The sequence below is a fragment of the Pseudomonas gingeri genome (assembly GCF_013385425.1).
GTDB lineage: Bacteria > Pseudomonadota > Gammaproteobacteria > Pseudomonadales > Pseudomonadaceae > Aquipseudomonas > Aquipseudomonas gingeri_D.
The window spans coordinates 214,240-235,234 of sequence record NZ_JACAQA010000003.1 but is presented as its reverse complement, the minus strand read 5'-3'; the positions used below and the strand labels follow the sequence as shown (position 1 = coordinate 235,234).

The window sequence follows — 20,995 nt, the reverse complement described above, 5'->3', positions numbered from 1 at the left end:
CCTGATATCTCAAGCACGGCTGGCAGCTCCCGGAAAAGCCCGGAGAAATCATGGCGACCGCTGACTTAGCGTAGCGCGGATTTGAGAGAAAGCCGGAGTTTGGCGCAAATGAACGGGTGATCGATCCAACCGATTTATTGCTCGCGCATCGGGAAGGACAGCTCGAAACAGGTCACGCCACTCTCGCTGGTAACGCTGTAGTGACCACTGTGCAATTGCATGATGGTCGCTACGATCGACAGGCCAAGCCCATTGGATTGGGCCGAGCGCTCACGCGATTGATCAGCCCGGTAGAAACGCTCGAACAGTCTCGGCAGGTGTTCCGCCGGGATGGTGGGGCCATGGTTGCGCACCCGCAGATGGATGCCGGCGTCCGACGGTATGGCCTGGATCAGCAGTTCGGAATGAGGCGCTCCGTACTTTATCGCGTTGGCACACAGATTGGCCAAGGCGCGGCGCAACAGGACGGGCTCGGCCCAGATAACACCTTCGCCTTCTGCGCGGATGGTGATGTCGGCGTCTGCCGCCAGACCTTCGAAATAGTCCGCCATGCGTTCCACTTCTTCCGCGGCGTCCAACTCCTGGCGCTGCTGGCGGGCACTGCTTGGGTCGGTGCGGGCGAGGAAGAGCATGTTGTCGAGCATGCGCGCCAAGCGTTCCAGCTCTTCGACATTGGAGGCCAGCAGTTGCTGATAATGTTCAACGCTGCGGTTCTGCTGCATGGCGACCTGGGTTTCACCCAGCAGGTTGTTGATGGGGGTGCGCAGTTCATGGGCCATGTCCGTAGAGACCTGAGCCAGTTGCTCGAAGCCCTTGCCCAGACGCTCGAGCATGGTATTGAAAGAGTCGATCATCGGTAATAGCTCCTTCGGGGCACCCTGGCTGTCGAGTCGTTCGGTCAGATTGCCAATGCCGATACCATGGGCGTGGCGTGCCAGACGCCTCAGCGGCAGCAGGCCGCGGTAAACCATCAGATAACCGGCCAGGGCCAGGACTATTGCCGCGAGGCTGGCGAGGATGTAGACACTGAGGCGGTAGCTGGCCAGCACCGCGGTCCGCTCGGTCATCAAGCAGCCGATGGTCAATTGCAGCTTGCCCGAGTCGATACTGGTAGACACCGCGGAGAACGGCGCACCATTGACTTCCGCTACTTTATGGACATCGCTCAACTCCAGGGTGTGCTCCATCGCGACCGGAACCAACTGGGGAATATCAAGGTTCCCGGGATTGACCACGAGTAACGGAGGCGCCCCTGGCACACCAATACTGAGTACAGATTCGCGATTGCCCATCATGTTCTGAAACAGCGCGGGCTTGGTTCTGATCAGATCCCGGGTGTTGCTGTCATTGAGCACGTTACGCAACTGATTGACACGGAAGACGAGGGCCACTTCGTCACGGTGTATCAGCTCGCTCTCGAGTTCGCGGTACAGTTCGACGCCCATGGTCGCCAGCAGGGCAAAGGCCAGCAAGGCAAATACCACGGCCAGGCGCAGCGTCAGGGAGTAATGGCGATGCTTCATGGCTGCGTATCAAAGCGGTAGCCAATTCCACGCACGCTGTGGATCAGCTTGAGCTGGAAAGGATCGTCTATTTTCAGGCGCAGGCGGCGTACAGCCACGTCCACCACGTTGGTGTCGCTGTCAAAGTTCATGTCCCAGACCCGGGAAGCGATCAGCGAGCGGGATAACACCTGCCCCTGATGCGTGGCAAACAGGTGCAGCAATGCAAATTCCTTGTTGGTCAGCGTGACTCGCACGCCGGCGCGGGTGACGCGGCGTTTGATGACATCGATCTGCAGGTCGTCGATCTGCAACTGCTCTTCTTCCCGGGTCGGACCGCGTCGGGTCAGCGTGCGCAGGCGGGCGATCAACTCGGCGAAAGAGAAGGGCTTGATCAGGTAGTCGTCGGCCCCCAGCTCCAGGCCTTTGATACGGTCGGCGATATCATCCCGGGCGGTCAGGAACAGGACTGGCGTGTCGGCCTCCTTGCGCAGGCGGCGCAGGACTTCCCAGCCGTCCATCTTCGGCATCATCACGTCCAGCACGATGACGTCGAAGGACGTTTCCAGGGCCTGGTGCAAGCCGTCAACGCCATCGCGGGCCAGGCTGACGGAGTAGCCTTGCTCCTGCAGGCCATTGAGTAAATAGTTGCCCGCCTTGGGTTCGTCTTCCACTACCAGGATATTCATGGGTATTACCTTGGTTCAGTTTCGGTATTCGATTCACGAAAGCGGACCAGAAAGCCGCGAGCAGGTGGCGCGAGTATAGCCCGATCATCAGCTGATACTGCGTGTGGCCCCCGCTCCTTGTCAGCCATCTTCGTAAAGCTCCCCATCAGTTTTCGTTTGAGCAGTGCCCTTGAACCTGATAGTCCAACACATGTTCCCGACCCTGATGATCCAGGTAATCGAGCTTTGCCGGGATCACGCCGCATTGATCCGAGAGGTCGGTCATGGACAAGACTTTCGCCACGTCCATCTGGACGAAAAAACCAGTCTTGTCATGAATCACCGTAGGACTATCGGTGGTGCTGGCGAAGGCTGAACCGGTGGCGAGGAGGGCGGCGAATCCGAGCATAAGAAGTTTCATGGCATTGTCTCTCTGTCTGAGTGGGCTGCCTGTTGTCTGGCAGTGGGTTCACAATAACGAGGCCACTCAAACAGCCGACGAACAAAACAATGACAAAGTTGTAATGCAAGCTTGTCCGAAACCGGGGCCTGTGAGCACCGGTTCGGATCGAGACGAAGGAGGAGAGGGTAGGATTTGGCTGGAAGTGCCTTTACCTGACGGGGTGTTCCGCTGCCTTGCATTCCGCCAGGAAAGCCCTTCCCATGGGGGTCATTTGAGCACCGCTATAGACCAGTTGCGGATGGCTGACGTCGGCCAGCGCTTGCGCATAGTTGAAGCTGATCAAGCGTTCCAGCGTGTCGACCTCGGCAGGATCCTTGATCTCACTTTTGCCCTGGGCGATTTCATTCAGGAGACTGTAGAAGGCGGTATCTTGTTTGTTCACGATTTAGCCTCTTTCCGGGGTTGTGCCTGCTGATGATGGCCGTGCCATCACTACCAATATAGCGCTCCCAGCCTTGGCGCACGCAATTCAACCGCCAGCCGCGCGCCGACCGAAGGCGGCAGTACCGAATCACGCTGGAGCAGGGGCCCGTAACAGGCTGCCTTTTACGCGGATGACGCTGTTGTCCTGGATACCGGAAATACCTTGTCCCCCATTTCCGGGCCATGAATAAATAAAACCAATACTCGTCTGTATGAGTTGTTGATTCGACTCGTACAGACGAGTATTTTAATTTCGAGAGGTTACATATGACCCTCTCATAAAACAAAAAATGGATAAAGCATGATTCAAGGCTAGCCGTTTCGAGTGCGTGGTAATCAATGACTTCCTATTGGTTTGAGGGGTATGAGCATGCATGCTGGAGCCATATTTATATCATTTGATGCTGTCGCGGTATCGGGCATTACGGTCGAAGCATTAAAGATGGCCAAATGCCTTGAGCAGAGTGAGATTACGTCCTATCTCGACCTGGGCTATGACATCAAGATCGACAAAGGCAATTTCAACAGGCCTTATGATCACGAGAAAAATATCTATCAGGGCGTGTTTACCCTGGTTCGCATCGAAGACATAGAGACTGTCCCACATTACAGCCAGGATTTCATAGAGTATTCGCACAGTGTCCTGATCGGTCAAAAGACCGCGGTTTCTCCAGAAGAGCAGGAACGGCTTTTAATCGCCATTCGCGAGTCGTCACAGGCACTGGCTCATCGAATGGTGCAGTTTTGGGAAACACTGGATATCCGTTATGTGATCGTTGAAAACGGAACGTTGCCGGAAAACATTATTTACACCCAAGCCTTGTACCTGGCCATCGACGCCTATGGGCAAAAGCATGGCCTGGGGAATTTCGTTATCTGGCGCGATCATGACCTGATGTGGAACAGTGAGAAGACCGTGATGAAATACGGTCCGGAGCCGTATCCCCATGCCGTCAAGCCGGTTCAATCCCGCTACATCACCTATGTGACCCTCAATCAGCATCTGAAGAACAAACTCGAGGAATGGTGCGATCACGCTGTCGACGTCAAGGTCAGGAAGAATACCTATGATTTCAGCGGGCAGGGGACCTGCACGAACATCAAGGAAAGCCTGGATATCCGCGACAGCGACGTCCTGATTGCCCGCACGACTCGCATCATTCCGCAAAAACGGCAGGACAGGGATATCCACCTGGTCCTTCGGTTGAACGCGCTTTTTGCCCGGAACGGTAGCCGCCGAAGAGTGTATCTCGCGATCGCCGGCGATCCCCATGAACATCCTGGCTATTTTGAAGCCTTGAATAAACTGGCCCGGGAGCTACAGGTCGAGGGCTTTATCAAGTTCATCGGCTCACTGCCCCATGACTCTATGCCGACGAAGGAAAAGTCCACGACCATTGAGGATTTGTATTACTCCTGCGACCTGGTTTCCTTTCTCACTTCCTGGGGGTATGACAGCTACGGCAATCCCGTGGGGGAGGCGATCAGCAGCCGGCGCTGCTATATCACGAGCCGCTACGAATATTATCAGGAAGTCTATGGCCAGCATGGTTTTGAAGCGCCGGTCATGTCGATCTCGGAAGATCAGGATGACCTGCCTGATGATGACTTTATTGACGATGTCTATCAGTTGCTGAATAACAAGACGCTGATGGCTGAAATGGCTCATAAAAATTTCACCATCGGTCAGCAGGTGCTCTCCAATAACGTTATTGGCATGCTGGACTTGAGTCCTTCTGGAGGAAATATGCGTGAGGCCGTCTTTGTCTCGGTTGTGCTGCCGGTTTATAACGAAAGTGATCGCATCGATAGTGTGCTGGATTCTTTATTCAATCAGAAAACACGGGGTGGCCTGATTACCCACGCCACCTATGAACTGATCATCGTGGATAACAACTCCACGGATGACTCGGTAAAAAAAATCAACGCCTTCAAGGCTGAAAACCCGACCTTGGATATTCACGTTATCCAGGAGACCACCCAAGGTGTTTCATCTGCCAGAAAACGCGGCATGGACTATGCCTCCTTGCGCTCAAAACAGCGCGACATCCGCCTGGGAGTCAAGAATAAACACTACATTGCTTCCGCCGATGCGGACTGCACCGTGGACCCTTACTGGCTGCACGCGCTGATTGAAAAAATGCTCGAGGAGAACGGCGATCTGGGCACCTGTAATTACTATTACAACGAAGCGTCCTTTCGCCATCGGCCGAACCTGCTCAACGAGATCCAGAAGACCCTGCGCTGCCGCGAGATGTCATTTTCACTGTTTGGCGGTTTTCCGGACGGCAAGGGGTTTGCCGTCGAGCGGGGCCTCTACGACAAAGTGGGCGGCATCGAGATTTTCTACCAGTTGGACAAGGGCCGCTTTGTCGAACACCTCTCCGATGACTGGGATTTCGGGATCCGGGTGATCGCCTGGGGCGGCAAGCCGGTCTACGCCCACGATTCCCGCATCGAGATCAACAGCCGTCGTGTGGATACCATTCTGGATGAGGTGATTACCGGCAACGCCTATGGGCAGGACGGAATCATCATCATGAAGGACGTACGCCCCGACGTCGAAGAGCAAAACCCAACGCTGCGGGACACCACGCCTGTGCAGTCGCAACAGGCCTGGGACTACTCGATCAAGGACTATGTGCCCAAAAACATCGTGCTGCCGGCGCTTCTCAACCCGCGGATTCTGCTGGAAAGCCCGGCGGTACGTGAGTTCTTCAGCGGGCCGGTGGCCGATCGTATGTATCAGCGTATCGATGAAATCAAACAGGGCTCGCGGGTCATCGACTTCAAACCGATTCACGCCTACAAGACCCCGTCCTATCGCCTCTATTTCGAGTTCCGCGAGGAGATTTTCAGTGCCCTGCGCCGTGCCGTCGGCGAGGACATCGGTTTCCCGCCGCCATTGCCGGCCTGCTTCGATGGGGTCAAACCGGAAGACTTCGAGCGCTTTGTCTACTACTTCGCCGAAGACCGCGAGTCCGGTGAAGCCCATAACTACTTTGCGAACGGAGGGGTATTCTGATGAATGGCGAAGCGCTGGGCTCACTGAACGATATCGACTTGAACTATCCAACGCCGCGGGTCTACGACTTTCTCTCGCGTCCCGATAACAGCGCCTTTCTGGAGTACGTGTTCAACGACCCGTTCGGCTGCCATGTTTTTCCTGGCGATATCCCCGACTATCCGCTGTCCTCTTTTTTTGCCGACATGGATCGCGATATCAAACAGGCCAGGCAAATCCATCTCTGGGCCTATATTCCCACCTGCCGCTACCGTTGCCATTTTTGCCAGTATCCGACGGTTATCCTGAACCCCAAGGCTGCCTCGTCGCAGCAGGTGTTCCGGGACCTGGTGGATTACAACATCAAAGAGGCCACGATGTGGCTCCAGAAAGTCCCCGGTCTGGCTCAGGCTGAAGTGGGCGAATTCAACATCTTTGGCGGTACGCCGTCACTGCTGCCTGAGCAGGAACTGCGTCGTCTGATGGCGTTCTACCGGAGCCATTTCAACTTCTCGGCCGCCACCCTGCGCTTTGAGGGCGAACCGGGCACCCTGAACAAACCCTACCTGTCGCTGTTGAAGGAGCTGGGGTTCAGCAAAATCAGCTTCGGCACCCAATCCTTCAATGACCGCATCATCTCGGCCTGCGGTCGCATGCACTCCGCTGACGAGTGCGTGGAAACCATCCATCACGCCCGTGAAATCGGCCTGGACTGGGTCAGCGTCGACCTTATCTACGGCATGCTCGGCCAAAGCGTGGATGACGTGAAATACGACATGGAGAAGTCCCTCGAGCTCGAGCTTTCCCATGTGGTCATCAGCAAGCTGCACATGGAAGAGTTCATGAAAACCCGTACCGGCGTGTCGGGAGAGAAAGAAAGCCACTGGCAGAGAAAAGGGCTGATCAGTGTCAACGACATGAGCTTCCCGGGTCTTGGCAAGCAGTATCAGATGCGCGAGCTGGTGGAGCAGCACCTGTCATCCGGTTATCGCGAACACCCGACCATGTACTTCCACCAGAACCATCGACAACCGGAGAAATGGAAGGGGCTTATCACCGATCTCGATAAACAGTACCCGGAAGTGGCGATCGGTCTTGGTGGCAGCTCGAAATGCACGGGCTCCGAAGCCATCAATATCACCGGCTACAACAAGTACAAGCAGGCACTTGATGACGGCCGCCTGCCGATTGATGAAAGCCGGGGGTTCTCACCGCTCCAGCGCGAAGTGAATGCTTTCAAAATGGCACTTTCCACGCTGATTCCAGTGAATGACCAGGTCTTCAAACAGCGTTTTGAAGGCAGAAGCTTTTACGACAATCCGATTATCGGCGGCACGCTCAAAACCCTGGTCGACAAGGCTCTCGTCAGTGTCGATGGCGATCTGGTCAGCCTGACGCCCAACGGCGTAACGCTGGTCGAAGCCGTCATCAACACCCAGTTCGTGACGCCGCAAGCCTGAGGGAGGTATCCGATGGAACAGCAAAAAAGCTCGTCCGTGCCGGTCTTCAGCCTCTACTACATTGCTATCGACACTGAAGCCGGCGTGACGCCAGAACAGTTTGAGCACTTTGTTCGCCACAAGGGCGTACATATTCCCAGCTATCCGGGCTGGAGCTGGACCTTGTTACGCGGGTTGCGGGGCGAACGGGCAGGGCAATACCTGATGCTGTTTGAGATCGACAGCGCCGCGCAGCGCGATTGTTATATGGCCGCGGATGGTAATAAAACAGAACTGGCCCACCAGTTCTGGCGTGAACATCCCGAAGCGCTGGATATTCTCGGGGAGTGGAAGCGTTACGCTACCTTCAGCGAGCTACCCACCCTTTACACCGATTATCGGCTGCTGGCGGAAAACAGCAAAAGCACCTTGCCCCATGGCCCGCGTTACCAGGAGCGGGCAGGGGAGGAGCCTGTCGCGCGGGTTATCGGTATCCACAATCTCGCGTTGCGCCCCGATGTCCAGGCGCAGACCTTCGAGACCTTTATTGCGCAAAACCACCACCGCATCGAGGACTATCCAGACTGGAAATTCCGCTTGCTCAAAGGCGAGCGGGGCAACCGTCTGGACCAGTACGTGGTGCTGATGGAGATCGCGAGCCTGAAGGCGCTCGATGTGTTTTATCCGGAGCCGGATATCGCCACCGATGAAGCGGCGAAATTTGCCCGGGCACACCGGGACACCAAGCAGATGTACGAAGAGTGGAAGCAACTGGCCTCGTTTTCCGGCTCGCCGCAGATCTATACCGACTATCTGTCAGTGGCGCAAAGCCTGTGAGTACAAATGTATCCCTCTTGCAGAGCGGCTCGAATCTTCGTCAGCAGAACGCCACACGGGGCATCTTCTTTATTGCCGGGCTGGGCATGGCGTCCTGGGCGCCGTTGATTCCATTTGTCAAAGCCCGGCTCGATATTGATGACGGCACGCTGGGCCTGCTGCTGTTTTGTATTGCGGCGGGCTCCATGCTGGTAATGCCCTTTACCGGGCGCGCCATCGCCAGGCTCGGCTGTCGGACGCTGATCCTTGCCTGCGCAGCGGTCTTCTGTTTGATCCTGCCGTTCATGATGCACGCCACCTCTGCCGTGGAGATTGGCGGCGCATTGCTGGTTTTTGGCGCGGTGAACGGCCTGTTGGATGTGTCGATGAATGCCCAGGCGGTGATTGTCGAACGTGACAGCGGGCAGGCGAGGATGTCCGGGTTTCACGGCTTCTACAGCATTGGCTGTGTCGCCGGGGCAGGGGGCGTCAGCCTGCTGCTGTGGGCGGGGCTGATGCCTCTGCAGGCCATTTTCCTGATCGTGCTGCTGATTGCACTTGTGGTGATGACGGCTTCCGGTCATCTGCTCGCCAAGCGGCCGCAGGAAAGCGGTGAGTCTGGCGGTACGTTTCAGGCGCTCTCTCACCCGGGGATTCTGTTTATTGCCGTGTTGTGCTTTTTCATCTTCCTGATTGAGGGCGCGATGCTGGACTGGTCGGCTGTGTTCCTTCATACGGAGCGCGGCATGGAAAAAAGCCATGCCGGTTTTGGCTACACCCTTTATGCCATCGCCGTCGCGCTGGGCAGGTTGTACGGCGATCGCCTGGTCAACGCGTTCGGCCGGCAACGCATGCTGATGCTGGGCGGTTCATGTGCCGCAGTCGGGTTGCTGCTGATCGTCTCGGTCGATCTCCCTGGTGTGGCCCTCGCCGGGTTCATCCTGGCAGGCATCGGCCTGTCCAATATCATCCCGATTCTGTTCACCACCGCCGGCAACCAGCCGGATGTCCCGTCGAGCTTCGCGCTTTCGGCCGTGACCCTTATCGGTTACACGGGGTTGTTGAGCGGCCCGGCGCTTATCGGATTTGTTGCCCACCATTCCAGCCTGACCACGGCTTTCAGTGCGGGAGTGGTGATCATGCTGCTGGTCTGTTCCAGTGCTCGACGCATTGCGCGTTGAGGCTATGACAGGTCTGTCCTGACGTTGTCAATCCATGGAGTCTTTATGAGTCAATTATCCGGTCCGGTGTTCAGCCTGCATTACATTGGCCTCAATTTGAAAAAGGGCGTTACGGCTGAGCATTTCGAAAATTTCGTGCGCGAACGCGGTGTCGGGATCCCGGCTTATCCGGGCTGGCACTGGACATTATTGAAAGGGTTGCGCGGTGAAAGGGAAAATCAGTATCTGATGCTGCAGGAGGCACCCAGCGCGGAACAGTACGCCCAGTATATTGACCGCAACGGCGATCAGACCGTCCGTGCGCGGGATTTCTGGCGGGAACATTCGCAGGCACAGGCTCTGATTGCCGAGTGGAAAACCTTCTCAACCTTCGCCGAGCTGCCGACCATCTTTTCGTACTATTCAACAGTGGCGGAGAACACCAACAGCTCACTGCCGGAAGGCCCTAACTATCAGGCCAAAGCGCTGGCCCGCGTGGTGGGGATTCACAACCTGGCCCTGCGTTCCGGCGTGGCGCCGGAGACCTTCGAGGATTTCATCACCGGCAATATTCACCGGGTGGAAGACTACCCGGGCTGGAAATTTCACATGCTCAAAGGGCAGGGCGGCAGTCGCCTCGACCAATACGCGGTCATGCTGGAAATCGAAAGCCTGGAGTCCCTGAACGCCTTCCACCCTGAGCTGGATGTTTCGACGGACAAGGCCCTGACGTTCGTGCGCGAGCATCAGGAGAGCGAGCGTATGTACGACGAGTGGCGTGAACTGGCGTCTTTTTCTGGCGCGCCGCAGCTCTATACCGACTACATCACCATCGCCGGCAACAGTGGCTGAAAGGACGCTTGGCTAAGAGGTTTATTCCATCAGGCTGTGTGTGTTTTTCTGGCGGCTGATCAAGCGTAGGGGATTGGTTGAAATGAGCTTTCCCCGGGGCTAGTCTCATCCGGCCCCAGTGTTGTCTCAGCCGAGGGCGATGTCCCCGGGGTTCTAGCGTGATATTCAGGTGGGGTTATGAAGTCAAAACTTGCAGTCGCTGTTTTATTGCTGACAGCCTTCAACGGTGCGCAAGCCGCTGAAATCAAGGTGTTGACCACGGGAGCATTCAAACCGGTGTTATTGGCCATCGCGCCGGAGCTTGAGGCTTCGAAGCATATTACCCTGAACATTTCTAACGGTACTGCCGGGGAGCTGAACAAAAGGATTGAGTCAGGGGAACGTTTTGATGTGGCGATTCTTACGGATTCGCTGGTCAGCAAGTTCGAAGCCGCCGGGAGTTTGGATAAGGATACTGCGAAGAACGTTGCGAAGGTCGGTATCGGTGTGGCCGTCCCGTTGAACGCTCCGAAGCCAGTGATTTCCACGGTCAACGACTTCAAGTCCATGCTGCATTCTGAGGCAAAAATTGCTTATATCGACCCCAAGTCTGGAGGCTCATCGGGCATCTACCTGACTGGGTTATTCGATAAGCTGGGCGTTTCTGAAGAGGTTGCCAGAAAGGCTGTCCTGGTGAATGGTGGGCTGGTGGGTACGAAGCTCGTCGACGGTGAGGCAAGCGTTGCCATTCATCAAATCAGCGAATTATTGGCTGTACCCTGCATCCAGTTTGTTGGAGCGCTCCCGGCCGAAATCCAGAGCTATACGACCTACACGGCAGCAATGGCGAAAGGTTCTCGGCATGCAAAGGACTCGCTCGAGTTGATCAAGGCGTTGGGTGAAGAAAAAGCCGTGAGTTTATTGCAGGCCAAAGGGATGGAATGAGCGCCATGCCCTTGTTGATTGTGCAAGGTCTAGTGACCCGGGATCCCGAACGCGACTTTCACGTCGTGGATGTAGATCTGCCAGGCAATCAGCGCAAGCACTGTTTGTATCGCAGCCAGTCCCAAACCACCCCAAATGATCCCAATCGCGATTTCGTAGGCCAGGCGGCGTTCCGGAGTCTTTCTGGTCACCCTTGGTTCGTCATCATCACGTTCAGCGCGCATTTTCTGTCCTTGGCGTTTTTGAGAGCCGCTGCTGATCGTACAGCAATTGCTGAGATGCTCGAACGCTTCTGAGCTTTAATCCATGTGGCTCGAAACGCTCCTCACGGGTGGTACCAGTGCCAGGGCGAAGTTTTTTGGCCTGGCCGCCGTAACGTCAACTCCCGTGTTCATCAACCATACGCGGAGGAAAACAACATGAATCGTTTCGCAGGCAAAGTTGTAGTCGTGACAGGGGCCGGGACAGGCATTGGGGCCGCTACGGCCCGCCGGTTCTTGTCCGAGGGCGCATCGGTGGTGCTTAACGGCCGCCGCGAACACAAGCTCGCCAAAACAGTGGAAGGAGCCGATCCGACCAAGGTGATGCTCCATCCTGGCGACATCTCGGACGAGACGTACGTCAAGCGGCTCATAGCCGACACCGTCGCAAAGTTCGGCCGGCTGGACGTACTGGTCAACAACGCCGGCTTCGCCATCTTTGGCCCATTCGCCCAGCTTTCCACGGAGGACTGGCGGCGACAGATCGCCACTGACCTGGACGGAGTCTATTTCGGCTGCCGGGAGGCGTTGCCTCACTTGCTCGCCACCAAGGGCTCAATCGTCAATGTATCGTCAGCCTCCGGCCTGGGTGGTGACTGGGGAGGAAGCGGGTACAACGCAGCGAAGGGGGCGGTCAGCAATCTGACCCGGTCGCTTGCCCTGGAGTACGCCGCTCGGAACGTCCGGGTAAACGCCGTCGCTCCCAGCCTCACCAGCACCGATGCGACGGCAGATCTCGAGAAGAACGAGGCCATCATGGCGGCGTTTCGCGCCCGTCTGCCTGCCGGCCGGCAGGCATCACCGGAAGAAGTCGCGGCTGTCATTGCGTTTCTGGCCAGTGATGACGCCAGCTTCGTCAACGGGGTAATCATACCGGTCGACGGCGGCTTGGCCGCATCTAACGGCCAGCCAAACTTTCTTGCGATGTTCGGGGAGGACTGATACGCCTGGCACCGCGCCACGGGTGTCCTTGGCGTTTATCGTTTTCTGTGAGGCGCATCGGGCGAACGCTTGTCAGCTTGCTGACACCGTCGCTCGATGTTGCTGTGGAGTTTTTGCCTGTGGCGGTGAAGCGGCTCGGTTCAGAGCGCGGAACCGTCGCAAGCAGTCATGTCGGCGTAGTGGCTTGGCTTAGGTGCCTGAGGTTACGTCGATTTATGCAGGCCAGGGCCCGTAGGTCTCAATCCATAACTTCGCATAATGTATATTATGTTAAATTAAGTGATATGTTTCGAATGTTACTGCTGCGGCGCACACCTTGCTTCGCTGTTCACACTCCCTGTACGATTTCCCCAGTTTGTTTGGCTATCCACTCATTCCAAGGAAGGACCATGCGCTTCGTACAGTTCCTCAGCAATCCTCCTGAAAATTTCAAGGGTGGAGCCCGCCAGCGTGTGAAACGGCTCGTTGCCGAGATGTCACCGGGGGTGAAGCCTCACACGCCAACTCCACGAAACAACACGGTCCTGCCTCTTTCGATGTATGAAGGTGGAGTGGCTGACACCCGGCACGAAGACTGCCACCGAGGACACCTCATTGCTCTGGAGTTTGGTGGGCCCGAGTCCTCGAGCAACCTGGTTCCGATGTATGGCTCATTCAACTCGGGAGGTATATGGCGCCAATTCGAGCGTGAGCTTGAGAGCTGGGTGGATGCCGCAGGAGGTAATTGCGAAGTGGCCATCACCTGCGATTACGCTACCGAAATTTCCGAAGAACAGCGTGTGCCCACGCGGTTCACGATTATCACGAAAGTCCTGGCCGGCCTGCACGTCAATCGCACACGCACGTGGCCTATTCTGCATCCAAAGCCAGCGCCTATCATCGGCGGTGCCGACCCGACGAAGAAGGCCGAATACCTCGCACTCATCGACGAAATGACAAACGCAGGCTGGAACATCCAGGACCAGTTGAATACTGTAGGGTTTCCCTCTTACCGACGGCTCCCCGTTTTTCCTGCCGCGGCAAGGCCTTACGCGTTCCTCGATTATGCCGAGTGGAAGTCCGTCAAGGATGACCCCAAGCAGCTTGCGCATTGGAATGACCGCGTAATACTGTCGCAGGCAGCCGAGTTCTCAAGCACACAGATCGAAACTATCCGCGCAGTCAACCGCGTTCTCAACGATGGGTATCTTATAAGCGACGACATCGTTGACCCTGTGTACACCGACAAGTACCGCATTCCAGGCCAGCGGGTTGGTCTACTGGTCGAAGGTGGTCATGATCTCACACCTCAGGTCGATCACATTATTGCCAAGTCTGCCAGCGGAGCGGCCGTTTACAGCAATGCCATGTTGATCAGCGCCAAGCACAACAGCGACAAGCGCGCACGATTGGCGTTCGCAGACAGCAATGCTTTGAGCAGCATTGTTCGCGGTACCGGCAGAGTCAAAAGATATAAGCCTTACTGAACTTGATTTCGAAGACTCGATAGCTGCAGGCAAGCATCAGTGCCTGCCCTCCTCTCGGGCCTGTGAGCTACTTATGAACATCTGACATCGCCCACTTGTTAAATACGATATATTCATAAGGTCCCACCTGGTGTCAGCTTCAGACATTACGCCTTAAATTTCTGTCGCCTCCTCAAATCGAACCCGCGGACGCTCTGCTTGGAGCCTCTCATCGATTACACTGATGATTACTATCGAAGCCCCCGCCTATTGGGTTGCCAGAACCGATTCATATAATCGCCTCCAATTTCTCCCTTCCGCCTGGCTTCAGGCGAATACCCCCGGAACCCAACACCATGCCAAGCGCAAGCCAGGCCCCTCGAGGTCTTCCCGAACATAATCAACAGAGCGTCAAGCAGCAATGGCTGGCGATTCTCTCGGTCGCCGTGGGTGCCTTCGCCTTGGTGACCAGTGAGTTTCTCCCGGTGGGCGTACTCAACGACGTCGCCAGTGACCTGGGTATCAGTGCCGGCCACGCCGGGCTGATGGTTACCTTGCCCGGCATCATGGCCGCCCTCGCCGCGCCATTGCTGTCTGTCGGCATTGGCGCCATGGACCGTCGCTATCTGCTGATCGGCCTGACGCTGATAATGATCATCGCCAACTCGGTCGTGGCCTACGCCAGCGACTTCAGTCTGCTGCTGTTCGGCCGCGTACTCCTGGGCATCAGTATCGGCGGTTTCTGGGCCACTGCCATTGCCCTCAGCGGCCGCCTGGCCCCCAAGGGAGTCGGCGTAGCCCAGGCCACCTCGATCATCATGGTGGGTGTGACATTGGCCACCGTACTGGGTGTGCCCGTAGGCACCTGGCTGAGTGGCCTGATGGGCTGGCGCATGACCTTCCTGGTCACCGCGCTGTTGGGCGTACCGGTGCTACTGGCGCAGATATTCCTGCTACCGCGGCTCGCCCCGGAAAAGGCCATTCGCATCAGCGACCTGCCGGCCTTGTTCATCAATCCACAATCTCGGGTTGGCTTGATCGCTGTACTGCTGATTGGCCTGGCGCACTTTGCCGCTTACACCTATGTCGCCCCCTTCTTCAAACACAGTTCCGGCTTCGACGGGCCGACTATTGGCTCATTGCTGCTGCTCTATGGCGTGGCCGGGGTAATGGGTAATATTTTCGCCGGTTTCGCCGCCAACCGCAGCGTCCGTCACACCCTGTTGCTGGTCGCCCTGATGATCGGCACCAGCACTGCCCTGTTTCCCTATTTCGCCACGGGCATGACCGGCGCAGCGATGCTCATAGCGCTCTGGGGCTTCGCCTTCGGCGCCTTTCCGGCCTGCGCCAGCATCTGGATGTTTGTCGTAGCGCCCAAGGATGTGGAGCGCGGCATGCCGCTCTTCGTCGCCTTGTTCCAGGTGATTATTGCCCTGGGCTCATTCTTTGGCGGGCAGATCGTCGACCAACTGGGCAGCTCGGTGCTGTTGAGCCTGGCGACGGCCCTGGTGGGCTGCGGTTTTGTTACTGTGCTTGTGCTGGGGAGTAACGTCAGTAATAGCCTGGCGGCCCAACCCAGCTAACCAAGAAGGCTGGTCAAGTGTGCACCTGGTTCATTCAAACTCCTGCCGATTCTCCGGAGTGATCAGCTTGAACGGCACCCAGATCAGCGGTGAATCCAGGCTCTCTCCCCTGGCCAGGCGCAATGCAACCTCCACCGCGCCATTCGCCTGGCCGATGGCGTCCTGGAACACACTCACGGCCATCTTGCCATCGGCCATCAGCTTCAAACCGTCAGGCGTGCCATCAATGCCACCGACCCAATAGTCCTTGGCATTATTACCGGCCTTTTCCAGCCCCATGATCGCGCCAATAGCCATCTCATCGTTATTGGCCGCGATGATCGAGAAGTCCACGCCCGCCTTGACCCAATCGATAACAATGGCAGCCGCCTGGCTACGCTCCCAGTTACCGACCTTCTTCTGTACCACTTTCATGTTCGGGTATTTGGCGACGACCTTTTCCACATCTTCGGTGCGCATCAACGAGGACTTGTTGTTGGGGTCCCCCACCAGGATCACCACATTGCCCTTGTAGTTGGCGCGGCGGGCCAGCTCTTCCATTTGCAGCGTGCCCGACTCCAGCTCATCGGATCCGACGAATGCCGTCTGCGCCGGCCATTTATCGGGACCGGGGTTGCGGTTGACGAACACCAGCGGGATTTTCGCCGCAGTGGCCAAACGCAGCATTTCAGGGGCGCTCTTGGCATTGACCATCGCGACCACGATGGCGTCTACCTTGGAATTGACCAGGTTACGAAACTGGCGCATCTGCAACTCGGCGCTATCATGACCATCTTCCATGAAGATATCGGTATCCAGCACGGCGGCATGCTTCTGCACGCCATTGCGCAGGATGGTCTGGAAGTTGTCGTCGTATTTGGCCATGGCCACGCCCAACAGCGGCGTAGCGGCCTGGGCCAAACCGGCAGTAAGGCAACTGATACCCAAGGCAAGCGTCAACCACTGTTTCATGTTCGGTCTCCCCGGCGTCATACGCTGAAATGATGGAGCAGCTCACGCTGCACCTTGGCCATGTCCGACAGGCCCTGGCTGCTGCTGGCCGTACGCTCGGCGCCCTCGGCGGCCTGTTGGGCGGAGTCGTTGATCTGGGTGACCATGCGGCTGGTTTCCTGCACCGTGGCACTCTGTTCCTCGGTGGCGGCAGCGATCTGGATGTTCATGTCACGGATGGTGCCCACCGCTTCCCCCATCGCCACCAGCAGCTCATCGGCGCCAGAGGCCAAGGTCACGCAGTTGTTGGATTGCACCTGGCTTTCGTTCATCACTTGCACGGCGGAATGAATCTTGCCCTGCATCTGGCCGATCATTTCCTGGATTTCGCTGGTCGACGCCTGGGTGCGGCTGGCCAGTGAACGCACTTCGTCAGCCACCACCGCAAAGCCCCTGCCTTGCTCGCCGGCACGGGCCGCTTCAATGGCGGCGTTGAGCGCCAACAGGTTGGTCTGTTCGGCAATGGTGCGAATCGCATCGACGATACTGTCGATGTTCTGGCCATATTTCTGCAGTTCGTCGGTGACCGCCGAGGCCTTGTTCACCTGCTCGGCCTGCTGGCGGATATTGACGATGGTCTCGGCTACTCGCTGTTGCACCTTGTGGGTCAGCTCGCTGGTGTCGTCCACCGCGCTACGGGTGTCCTGCGCCCGCCGCGCGACTTCTTCGACGGTACTCTCCATCTCGGTCATCGCCGAAGCAGCGGAATGCAGGCGATCTTTCTGTTCATCCACTACCCGTGTGGTCTGCTCGCTGACCACCGCGTTATCGCTCGCGGACTGGGCCAGGGTATCGGCGGAGCCGATCAGCTCACGGAAGGTAGTCTGCAAGGACTGAGTCAGTTCGTTGAGGTAGCCGCCGAGTTCACCGAATTCATCTTTGCGACTGACATCGAAGCGCACCCGCATGTCACCCCAGGTAAGCTGCTTCAGCACCTCGCGAAAGGCCGCCAGCGGCCGACGCAGGCTGAAGGCCACCCACGTCCCGATCACCAAGGCGGCCAACACCGCCAGCACACAGACGATCAACAGCAGGCTGAGGCTGTTGCTGATGGTGGCGTCGGCATCGCTCTTCGCCGCGCTGGCCACGTCAAGAGACTGGCTACCGAATTCACCGATCTTGTCCAGCGTGGCCTGCAGGCGGGTTTCCGTCGTCTGGCGTTGTTCACGAACGTGGTCGGCCAGGCTGGCTTCCTGCTGAAAGGCACGATACAGCCCATCACTGCCGGTCAGGTCGTTGAGCAAGCGGTTGACCATGACCGCGACGATGCGCCCTACCCTGGGGTCAACCGCCAAAAATGCCTGGACCCGCGAGTTAATCACTTCGTTCTGCAGGTTAAGCAGGCGCTGCAAGGTCACGATATCCGGCTTGGCGGCGTGGGCGGCCAGACTGTCGTAGGACTTATTGACTTCCAGCAGCAACTTCTCCGCTGCGGCCAGGTGTTCATCTGCACCGGCACTGCGCTCACGGGCGATATAATCGCGCAGATAGCTGGTCAGTTGGACTCCCTGGCTGCCGCTGTAACCTTGCAACTCGTGGGTCAGGGCAACTTGCGCCACATACTGGCGATGGGTCTCCATCAGGCTCTGGGCCTGTTCGACATAAGCCGCACTGAGTTGGCGTTGTTGAGTCAGGTTGTCGCGTAACTGCGGGTGATCGCCGATATAGGTCGGAATACTCTCGAGCAATTGGGTAAAGCGCACCAGGCTGTCGTTGAACGGCTGCTTGCCGTCGTCGATCTGCTTGGGGTCGTTGCTGATAAGAACCGCCAACAGTGCCTGATTGGCCCTGAGAATATGAACGTAAAGCTCGCTGGCCGCCCGGCTCAACGGCGCAGATTGGCCGGTGATGATCGTCAAGCGCTCGCTGATCGAGTGGGTGCTTTGATAGCTGATGCCGACCATGGTGAGCAACACCACCAACAACACGGCAAATCCGCCAATCACTCGCTGAAGAATGGTCATGGCTATCCTCTTTTATTTTTATACGGACTCAAGCATACGTTGCACAGAGCACCAATCTTGGCGGTTTCTTGGTGGCCTGAACGGTTATCGGCGTGTCAATGGCCAACTTTAGGCTCAGCCTGTTGGCCTCTCCGACGACCTCACTCACGTTGGTACTTTGGCAGCTTCTCGACCACCCCGGCCAATAATGGCAATATGCCGCTTGACGAGCGGTACGTTCACTTTGAGGAATGGTAATATCGCTGGCCATCATTCACAGACAGCCCTTGAGAAGTGCTGAGGCTCTTTCGCTCAGGACGATGCAGTGAGCACCTTATATGCCAGCACGATATAAAAAAATAATAGCCCTCTTGTTTTATGTCATTTTACAAGGGACTAATCCTGCCTACGCCGCGAATGAAGAGCCTGACGCCAGCAAGATGCCAGAGGCCTCCATGAATGAGCGTGTGCTCAATATTCCCGGTGATAGCGAGCGTCCTGTTGCCCTGCAACTGACAATATTGACGCCCAATGGCCCAGGCCCGTTTCCCTTGGTGGTGATGAATCACGGCTCCGACGGCAAAAAAAAGCCGAAGGATAATCCCCGTTATCACCTGACTTTTTCCGCCTATTATTTTCTGTCGCGCGGTTATGCCGTGGCGCTGCCCATGATGCGTGGCTTTGCCGGATCGGGCGGACAACCAGAGCACCATGGTTGCGACTTTATAGCGACCGGTCTCAGCAATGCCCAAGACATCCGCGCAGTCATCCAGTATATGACCGCACAGTCCTACATCGATGGTCGGCGCATTGTTGTCGCAGGCCAAAGTTTTGGCGGCTTTAACACATTGGCACTCGGCACGCTCAACATCCCTAACGTCAAAGGCCTGATTAACTTTGCAGGTGGGCTCAAAGAGTCTGATTGTGCCACCTCGGAGCAAAGTATGGCCGTTGCCGCTGCCTACAACGGCGCACATACCAGCATTCCGTCCATCTGGTTTTATGGCAGCAATGACAAAGTGTTTTCTGAGCCGACCTGGCGCACCGTCTATGAGCGGTATACCGCAGCGGGTGGTGCGGCCGAACTAGTGGCGTATGGCGACTTCATGGACGACTCGCATAACCTGTTGGGTTTTCCGGAAGGCCTGGCGATTTGGGGGGCTAAAGTAGACGCCTTCCTGGCCAAATTGGGGCTGCCTCACCAACCGCTCCACCCCGAGTACCTGCCAGTACCTGCGCCGCCGCCAACCCGGTATGCCGCCATCGAGGATATTGGCGCCGTGCCGCTTACGAACGACCTGGATCGACAGAAATACCGAGAGTTCTTGACCCAATCCATGCCGCGCGCTTTCCTTATCGGCGAAAATGGTGGCGTCGCTTCCATGCATGGTGGGTTCGATCCGCTCGGTGCCGGGCTTCGCGCCTGTAAAAATAAAGGCGCCACGTGCTACCCCTACGCGGTGGATAATGAAGTGGTCTGGGTGAAGCGATTACCGACACAGGTTCCACCACCAACACATTTCGCGGCACTCAATGATGCGAATGCCGTACCGTATATCAACGATCAGGGCCGGCAAACCTATCAACAGTTTCTAACAAAACAGCTTCCACGCGCCTTTCTGATTGCTGGCGATGGCACTGCTGCTTCAATGCAAGGTGGTTTTGATCCGCTTGGCAGGGGATTGGCCGAATGTAAAAAAGTGGGAAAAAACTGCCGGCCCTACGCCGTGGACAATGACGTAGTTTGGGTTAAACCCGCACAAACTCCACCCCCCACGCATTTTGCGACGCTAGAGGATACGACGGCTATTCCCTATCTCAGCACAACGGCCCGAGACGGGTATCGAAAGTTTCTGGCACTTAAAAAGCCACGCGCTTTTACCATCGCCCCCGATGGCGGCTGGTCTGCATCGGCCGGCGGTCACGAACCACTGCAAACTGCTTTGGATGAATGTGCAAAAGCCCATCGAGACTGTCGACCTTATGCGGTCGACGATGAGGTCGTATGGTCGAAAAGGTAACTGAAAAAAGGCGCCAGTTCCGATGATCGTTGTGTGATTTAGTCGTTTCCAACCTGCTCTGATAACGCGTTCCATCGTGCGATGATCGCCACCTCGGGGTGGTGGGCATCGTAGGTGAGAATGCTCAGTGTGGTTACATCTGAGTCTGTGTAACAGCGCCTGTTGAGCGGCCACCACATTCGCCTCCTCACCGCGCCAGATCTCCAAAGCCGGCTCGACGATGGGCACCAGCCCCTCCTCCTGGCACAACGCGGCATAACGGGCCAGCGCCTGGGCGTTGGCCTCGATGCAACCGCTGCTGGGAATGCCGCTCCCCACGGTGATGACCGCACGCCACTTGGCAAACCGGGCGCCCATTTGCAAGTATTCCTTGAGCCGGTTGCGCAGCCCGTCCAGGCCCTCGGTGATTTTTTCTCCTGGATGAGCGGCCAGATCCGTTGCCCCCATGTCCACTTTGATGCCTGGAATAACACCCGCGGCGCCCAGGGCGTCACTGAATGAGACGCCTTGTTAATAGAGGATTTCCGGCGGCTGGCCACAGTGTAGAAGATGGCCGAAGC

The 20,995-nt window shown here is 57.0% G+C and carries 17 protein-coding genes and 2 pseudogenes; 11 read left to right on the top strand and 8 right to left on the bottom strand.

The window, feature by feature from the left end:
- Positions 1–134 precede the first annotated feature (134 nt).
- The 4 genes from HX830_RS03700 to HX830_RS03685 form a co-directional block, all read right to left on the bottom strand.
- Positions 135–1,523, bottom strand: coding sequence for a heavy metal sensor histidine kinase (locus HX830_RS03700; RefSeq protein ID WP_177099009.1), 1,389 nt, complete (start codon positions 1,521–1,523; stop codon positions 135–137).
- Positions 1,520–2,191: a heavy metal response regulator transcription factor gene (locus HX830_RS03695; protein WP_177099008.1), complete on the bottom strand. Its 672-nt coding sequence runs from the start codon at positions 2,189–2,191 to the stop codon at positions 1,520–1,522. Before HX830_RS03695 ends, HX830_RS03700 begins: the two co-directional genes overlap by 4 nt.
- 145 nt (positions 2,192–2,336) lie before the next feature.
- Positions 2,337–2,591: a DUF2790 domain-containing protein gene (locus HX830_RS03690; RefSeq protein ID WP_103497434.1), complete on the bottom strand. Its 255-nt coding sequence runs from the start codon at positions 2,589–2,591 to the stop codon at positions 2,337–2,339.
- Between the two features lie 190 nt (positions 2,592–2,781).
- Positions 2,782–3,015 (bottom strand): hypothetical protein, encoded by a 234-nt coding sequence (locus HX830_RS03685; protein ID WP_177099007.1) that lies wholly within the window; start codon positions 3,013–3,015, stop codon positions 2,782–2,784.
- A 411-nt stretch (positions 3,016–3,426) separates the two neighbouring features.
- On the opposite strand from HX830_RS03685, the gene HX830_RS03680 reads away from it, so the two are divergent.
- The 10 genes from HX830_RS03680 (at position 3,427) to HX830_RS03635 (ending at position 15,481) form a co-directional block, all read left to right on the top strand.
- Positions 3,427–6,081 (top strand): glycosyltransferase, encoded by a 2,655-nt coding sequence (locus HX830_RS03680; RefSeq protein WP_177099006.1) that lies wholly within the window; start codon positions 3,427–3,429, stop codon positions 6,079–6,081.
- A complete protein-coding gene (locus HX830_RS03675) occupies positions 6,081–7,520 on the top strand; it encodes a radical SAM protein (RefSeq protein ID WP_177099005.1) in 1,440 nt (479 codons plus the stop codon). Before HX830_RS03680 ends, HX830_RS03675 begins: the two co-directional genes overlap by 1 nt.
- A 12-nt stretch (positions 7,521–7,532) precedes the next feature.
- A complete protein-coding gene (locus tag HX830_RS03670) occupies positions 7,533–8,336 on the top strand; it encodes a hypothetical protein (protein ID WP_177099004.1) in 804 nt (267 codons plus the stop codon).
- Positions 8,333–9,496, top strand: a complete 1,164-nt coding sequence (locus HX830_RS03665) for an MFS transporter (protein WP_177099003.1) — start codon at positions 8,333–8,335, stop codon at positions 9,494–9,496. The genes HX830_RS03670 and HX830_RS03665 overlap by 4 nt, the downstream gene beginning before the upstream one ends.
- 45 nt (positions 9,497–9,541) lie before the next feature.
- On the top strand, positions 9,542–10,327 hold the full coding sequence (locus HX830_RS03660) for a hypothetical protein (RefSeq protein ID WP_177099002.1): 786 nt from the start codon (positions 9,542–9,544) through the stop codon (positions 10,325–10,327).
- Between the two features lie 177 nt (positions 10,328–10,504).
- Positions 10,505–11,251: a molybdate ABC transporter substrate-binding protein gene (locus HX830_RS03655; RefSeq protein WP_177099001.1), complete on the top strand. Its 747-nt coding sequence runs from the start codon at positions 10,505–10,507 to the stop codon at positions 11,249–11,251.
- A 5-nt stretch (positions 11,252–11,256) separates the two neighbouring features.
- Positions 11,257–11,547, top strand: coding sequence for a hypothetical protein (locus HX830_RS03650; protein WP_177099000.1), 291 nt, complete (start codon positions 11,257–11,259; stop codon positions 11,545–11,547).
- A gap of 123 nt (positions 11,548–11,670) precedes the next feature.
- On the top strand, positions 11,671–12,453 hold the full coding sequence (locus HX830_RS03645; protein ID WP_177098999.1) for an SDR family NAD(P)-dependent oxidoreductase: 783 nt from the start codon (positions 11,671–11,673) through the stop codon (positions 12,451–12,453).
- A gap of 389 nt (positions 12,454–12,842) precedes the next feature.
- Positions 12,843–13,919, top strand: a complete 1,077-nt coding sequence (locus HX830_RS03640; protein ID WP_177098998.1) for a DNA/RNA non-specific endonuclease — start codon at positions 12,843–12,845, stop codon at positions 13,917–13,919.
- 335 nt (positions 13,920–14,254) lie between these two features.
- The gene (locus tag HX830_RS03635; RefSeq protein ID WP_152739052.1) at positions 14,255–15,481 is read left to right on the top strand and encodes an MFS transporter; all 1,227 of its coding nucleotides are present in this window, start codon (positions 14,255–14,257) and stop codon (positions 15,479–15,481) included.
- A gap of 30 nt (positions 15,482–15,511) precedes the next feature.
- On the opposite strand, the gene HX830_RS03630 is transcribed toward HX830_RS03635, so the two are convergent.
- The 3 genes and pseudogenes from HX830_RS03630 to HX830_RS32375 form a co-directional block, all read right to left on the bottom strand.
- Positions 15,512–16,432 carry a substrate-binding domain-containing protein gene (locus HX830_RS03630; RefSeq protein ID WP_177098997.1) on the bottom strand — a complete coding sequence of 307 codons (921 nt, stop codon included), beginning with the start codon at positions 16,430–16,432 and terminating at the stop codon, positions 15,512–15,514.
- 17 nt (positions 16,433–16,449) lie between these two features.
- A complete protein-coding gene (locus HX830_RS32380) occupies positions 16,450–17,205 on the bottom strand; it encodes a methyl-accepting chemotaxis protein (RefSeq protein WP_370868275.1) in 756 nt (251 codons plus the stop codon).
- Between the two features lie 102 nt (positions 17,206–17,307).
- A pseudogene (locus HX830_RS32375) lies at positions 17,308–17,727 on the bottom strand (HAMP domain-containing protein); the annotation flags it as partial.
- Positions 17,728–18,869: 1,142 nt separating this feature from the next.
- Here HX830_RS32375 and HX830_RS32025 point away from each other — a divergent pair.
- On the top strand, positions 18,870–20,435 hold the full coding sequence (locus tag HX830_RS32025) for a dienelactone hydrolase family protein (RefSeq protein ID WP_177098995.1): 1,566 nt from the start codon (positions 18,870–18,872) through the stop codon (positions 20,433–20,435).
- 267 nt (positions 20,436–20,702) lie between these two features.
- Here the strand turns inward: HX830_RS32025 and HX830_RS32020 are convergent.
- Positions 20,703–20,888: pseudogene (locus tag HX830_RS32020) on the bottom strand (class I fructose-bisphosphate aldolase); the annotation flags it as partial.
- Positions 20,889–20,995 lie beyond the last annotated feature (107 nt).

Bases quoted from the DNA above. Each gene is read 5' to 3' on its own strand.
- HX830_RS03690 (WP_103497434.1), bottom strand. From the start codon at position 2,591: ATGAAACTTCTTATGCTCGGATTCGCCGCCCTCCTCGCCACCGGTTCA.
- HX830_RS03680 (WP_177099006.1), top strand. From the start codon at position 3,427: ATGCATGCTGGAGCCATATTTATATCATTTGATGCTGTCGCGGTATCG.
- HX830_RS03660 (WP_177099002.1), top strand. From the start codon at position 9,542: ATGAGTCAATTATCCGGTCCGGTGTTCAGCCTGCATTACATTGGCCTC.
- HX830_RS03655 (WP_177099001.1), top strand. From the start codon at position 10,505: ATGAAGTCAAAACTTGCAGTCGCTGTTTTATTGCTGACAGCCTTCAAC.
- HX830_RS32025 (WP_177098995.1), top strand. From the start codon at position 18,870: ATGAATGAGCGTGTGCTCAATATTCCCGGTGATAGCGAGCGTCCTGTT.
- HX830_RS03645 (WP_177098999.1), top strand. From the start codon at position 11,671: ATGAATCGTTTCGCAGGCAAAGTTGTAGTCGTGACAGGGGCCGGGACA.
- HX830_RS03640 (WP_177098998.1), top strand. From the start codon at position 12,843: ATGCGCTTCGTACAGTTCCTCAGCAATCCTCCTGAAAATTTCAAGGGT.
- HX830_RS03650 (WP_177099000.1), top strand. From the start codon at position 11,257: ATGCCCTTGTTGATTGTGCAAGGTCTAGTGACCCGGGATCCCGAACGC.
- HX830_RS03700 (WP_177099009.1), bottom strand. From the start codon at position 1,523: ATGAAGCATCGCCATTACTCCCTGACGCTGCGCCTGGCCGTGGTATTT.
- HX830_RS03695 (WP_177099008.1), bottom strand. From the start codon at position 2,191: ATGAATATCCTGGTAGTGGAAGACGAACCCAAGGCGGGCAACTATTTA.
- HX830_RS03635 (WP_152739052.1), top strand. From the start codon at position 14,255: ATGCCAAGCGCAAGCCAGGCCCCTCGAGGTCTTCCCGAACATAATCAA.
- HX830_RS03670 (WP_177099004.1), top strand. From the start codon at position 7,533: ATGGAACAGCAAAAAAGCTCGTCCGTGCCGGTCTTCAGCCTCTACTAC.
- HX830_RS03630 (WP_177098997.1), bottom strand. From the start codon at position 16,432: ATGAAACAGTGGTTGACGCTTGCCTTGGGTATCAGTTGCCTTACTGCC.
- HX830_RS03675 (WP_177099005.1), top strand. From the start codon at position 6,081: ATGAATGGCGAAGCGCTGGGCTCACTGAACGATATCGACTTGAACTAT.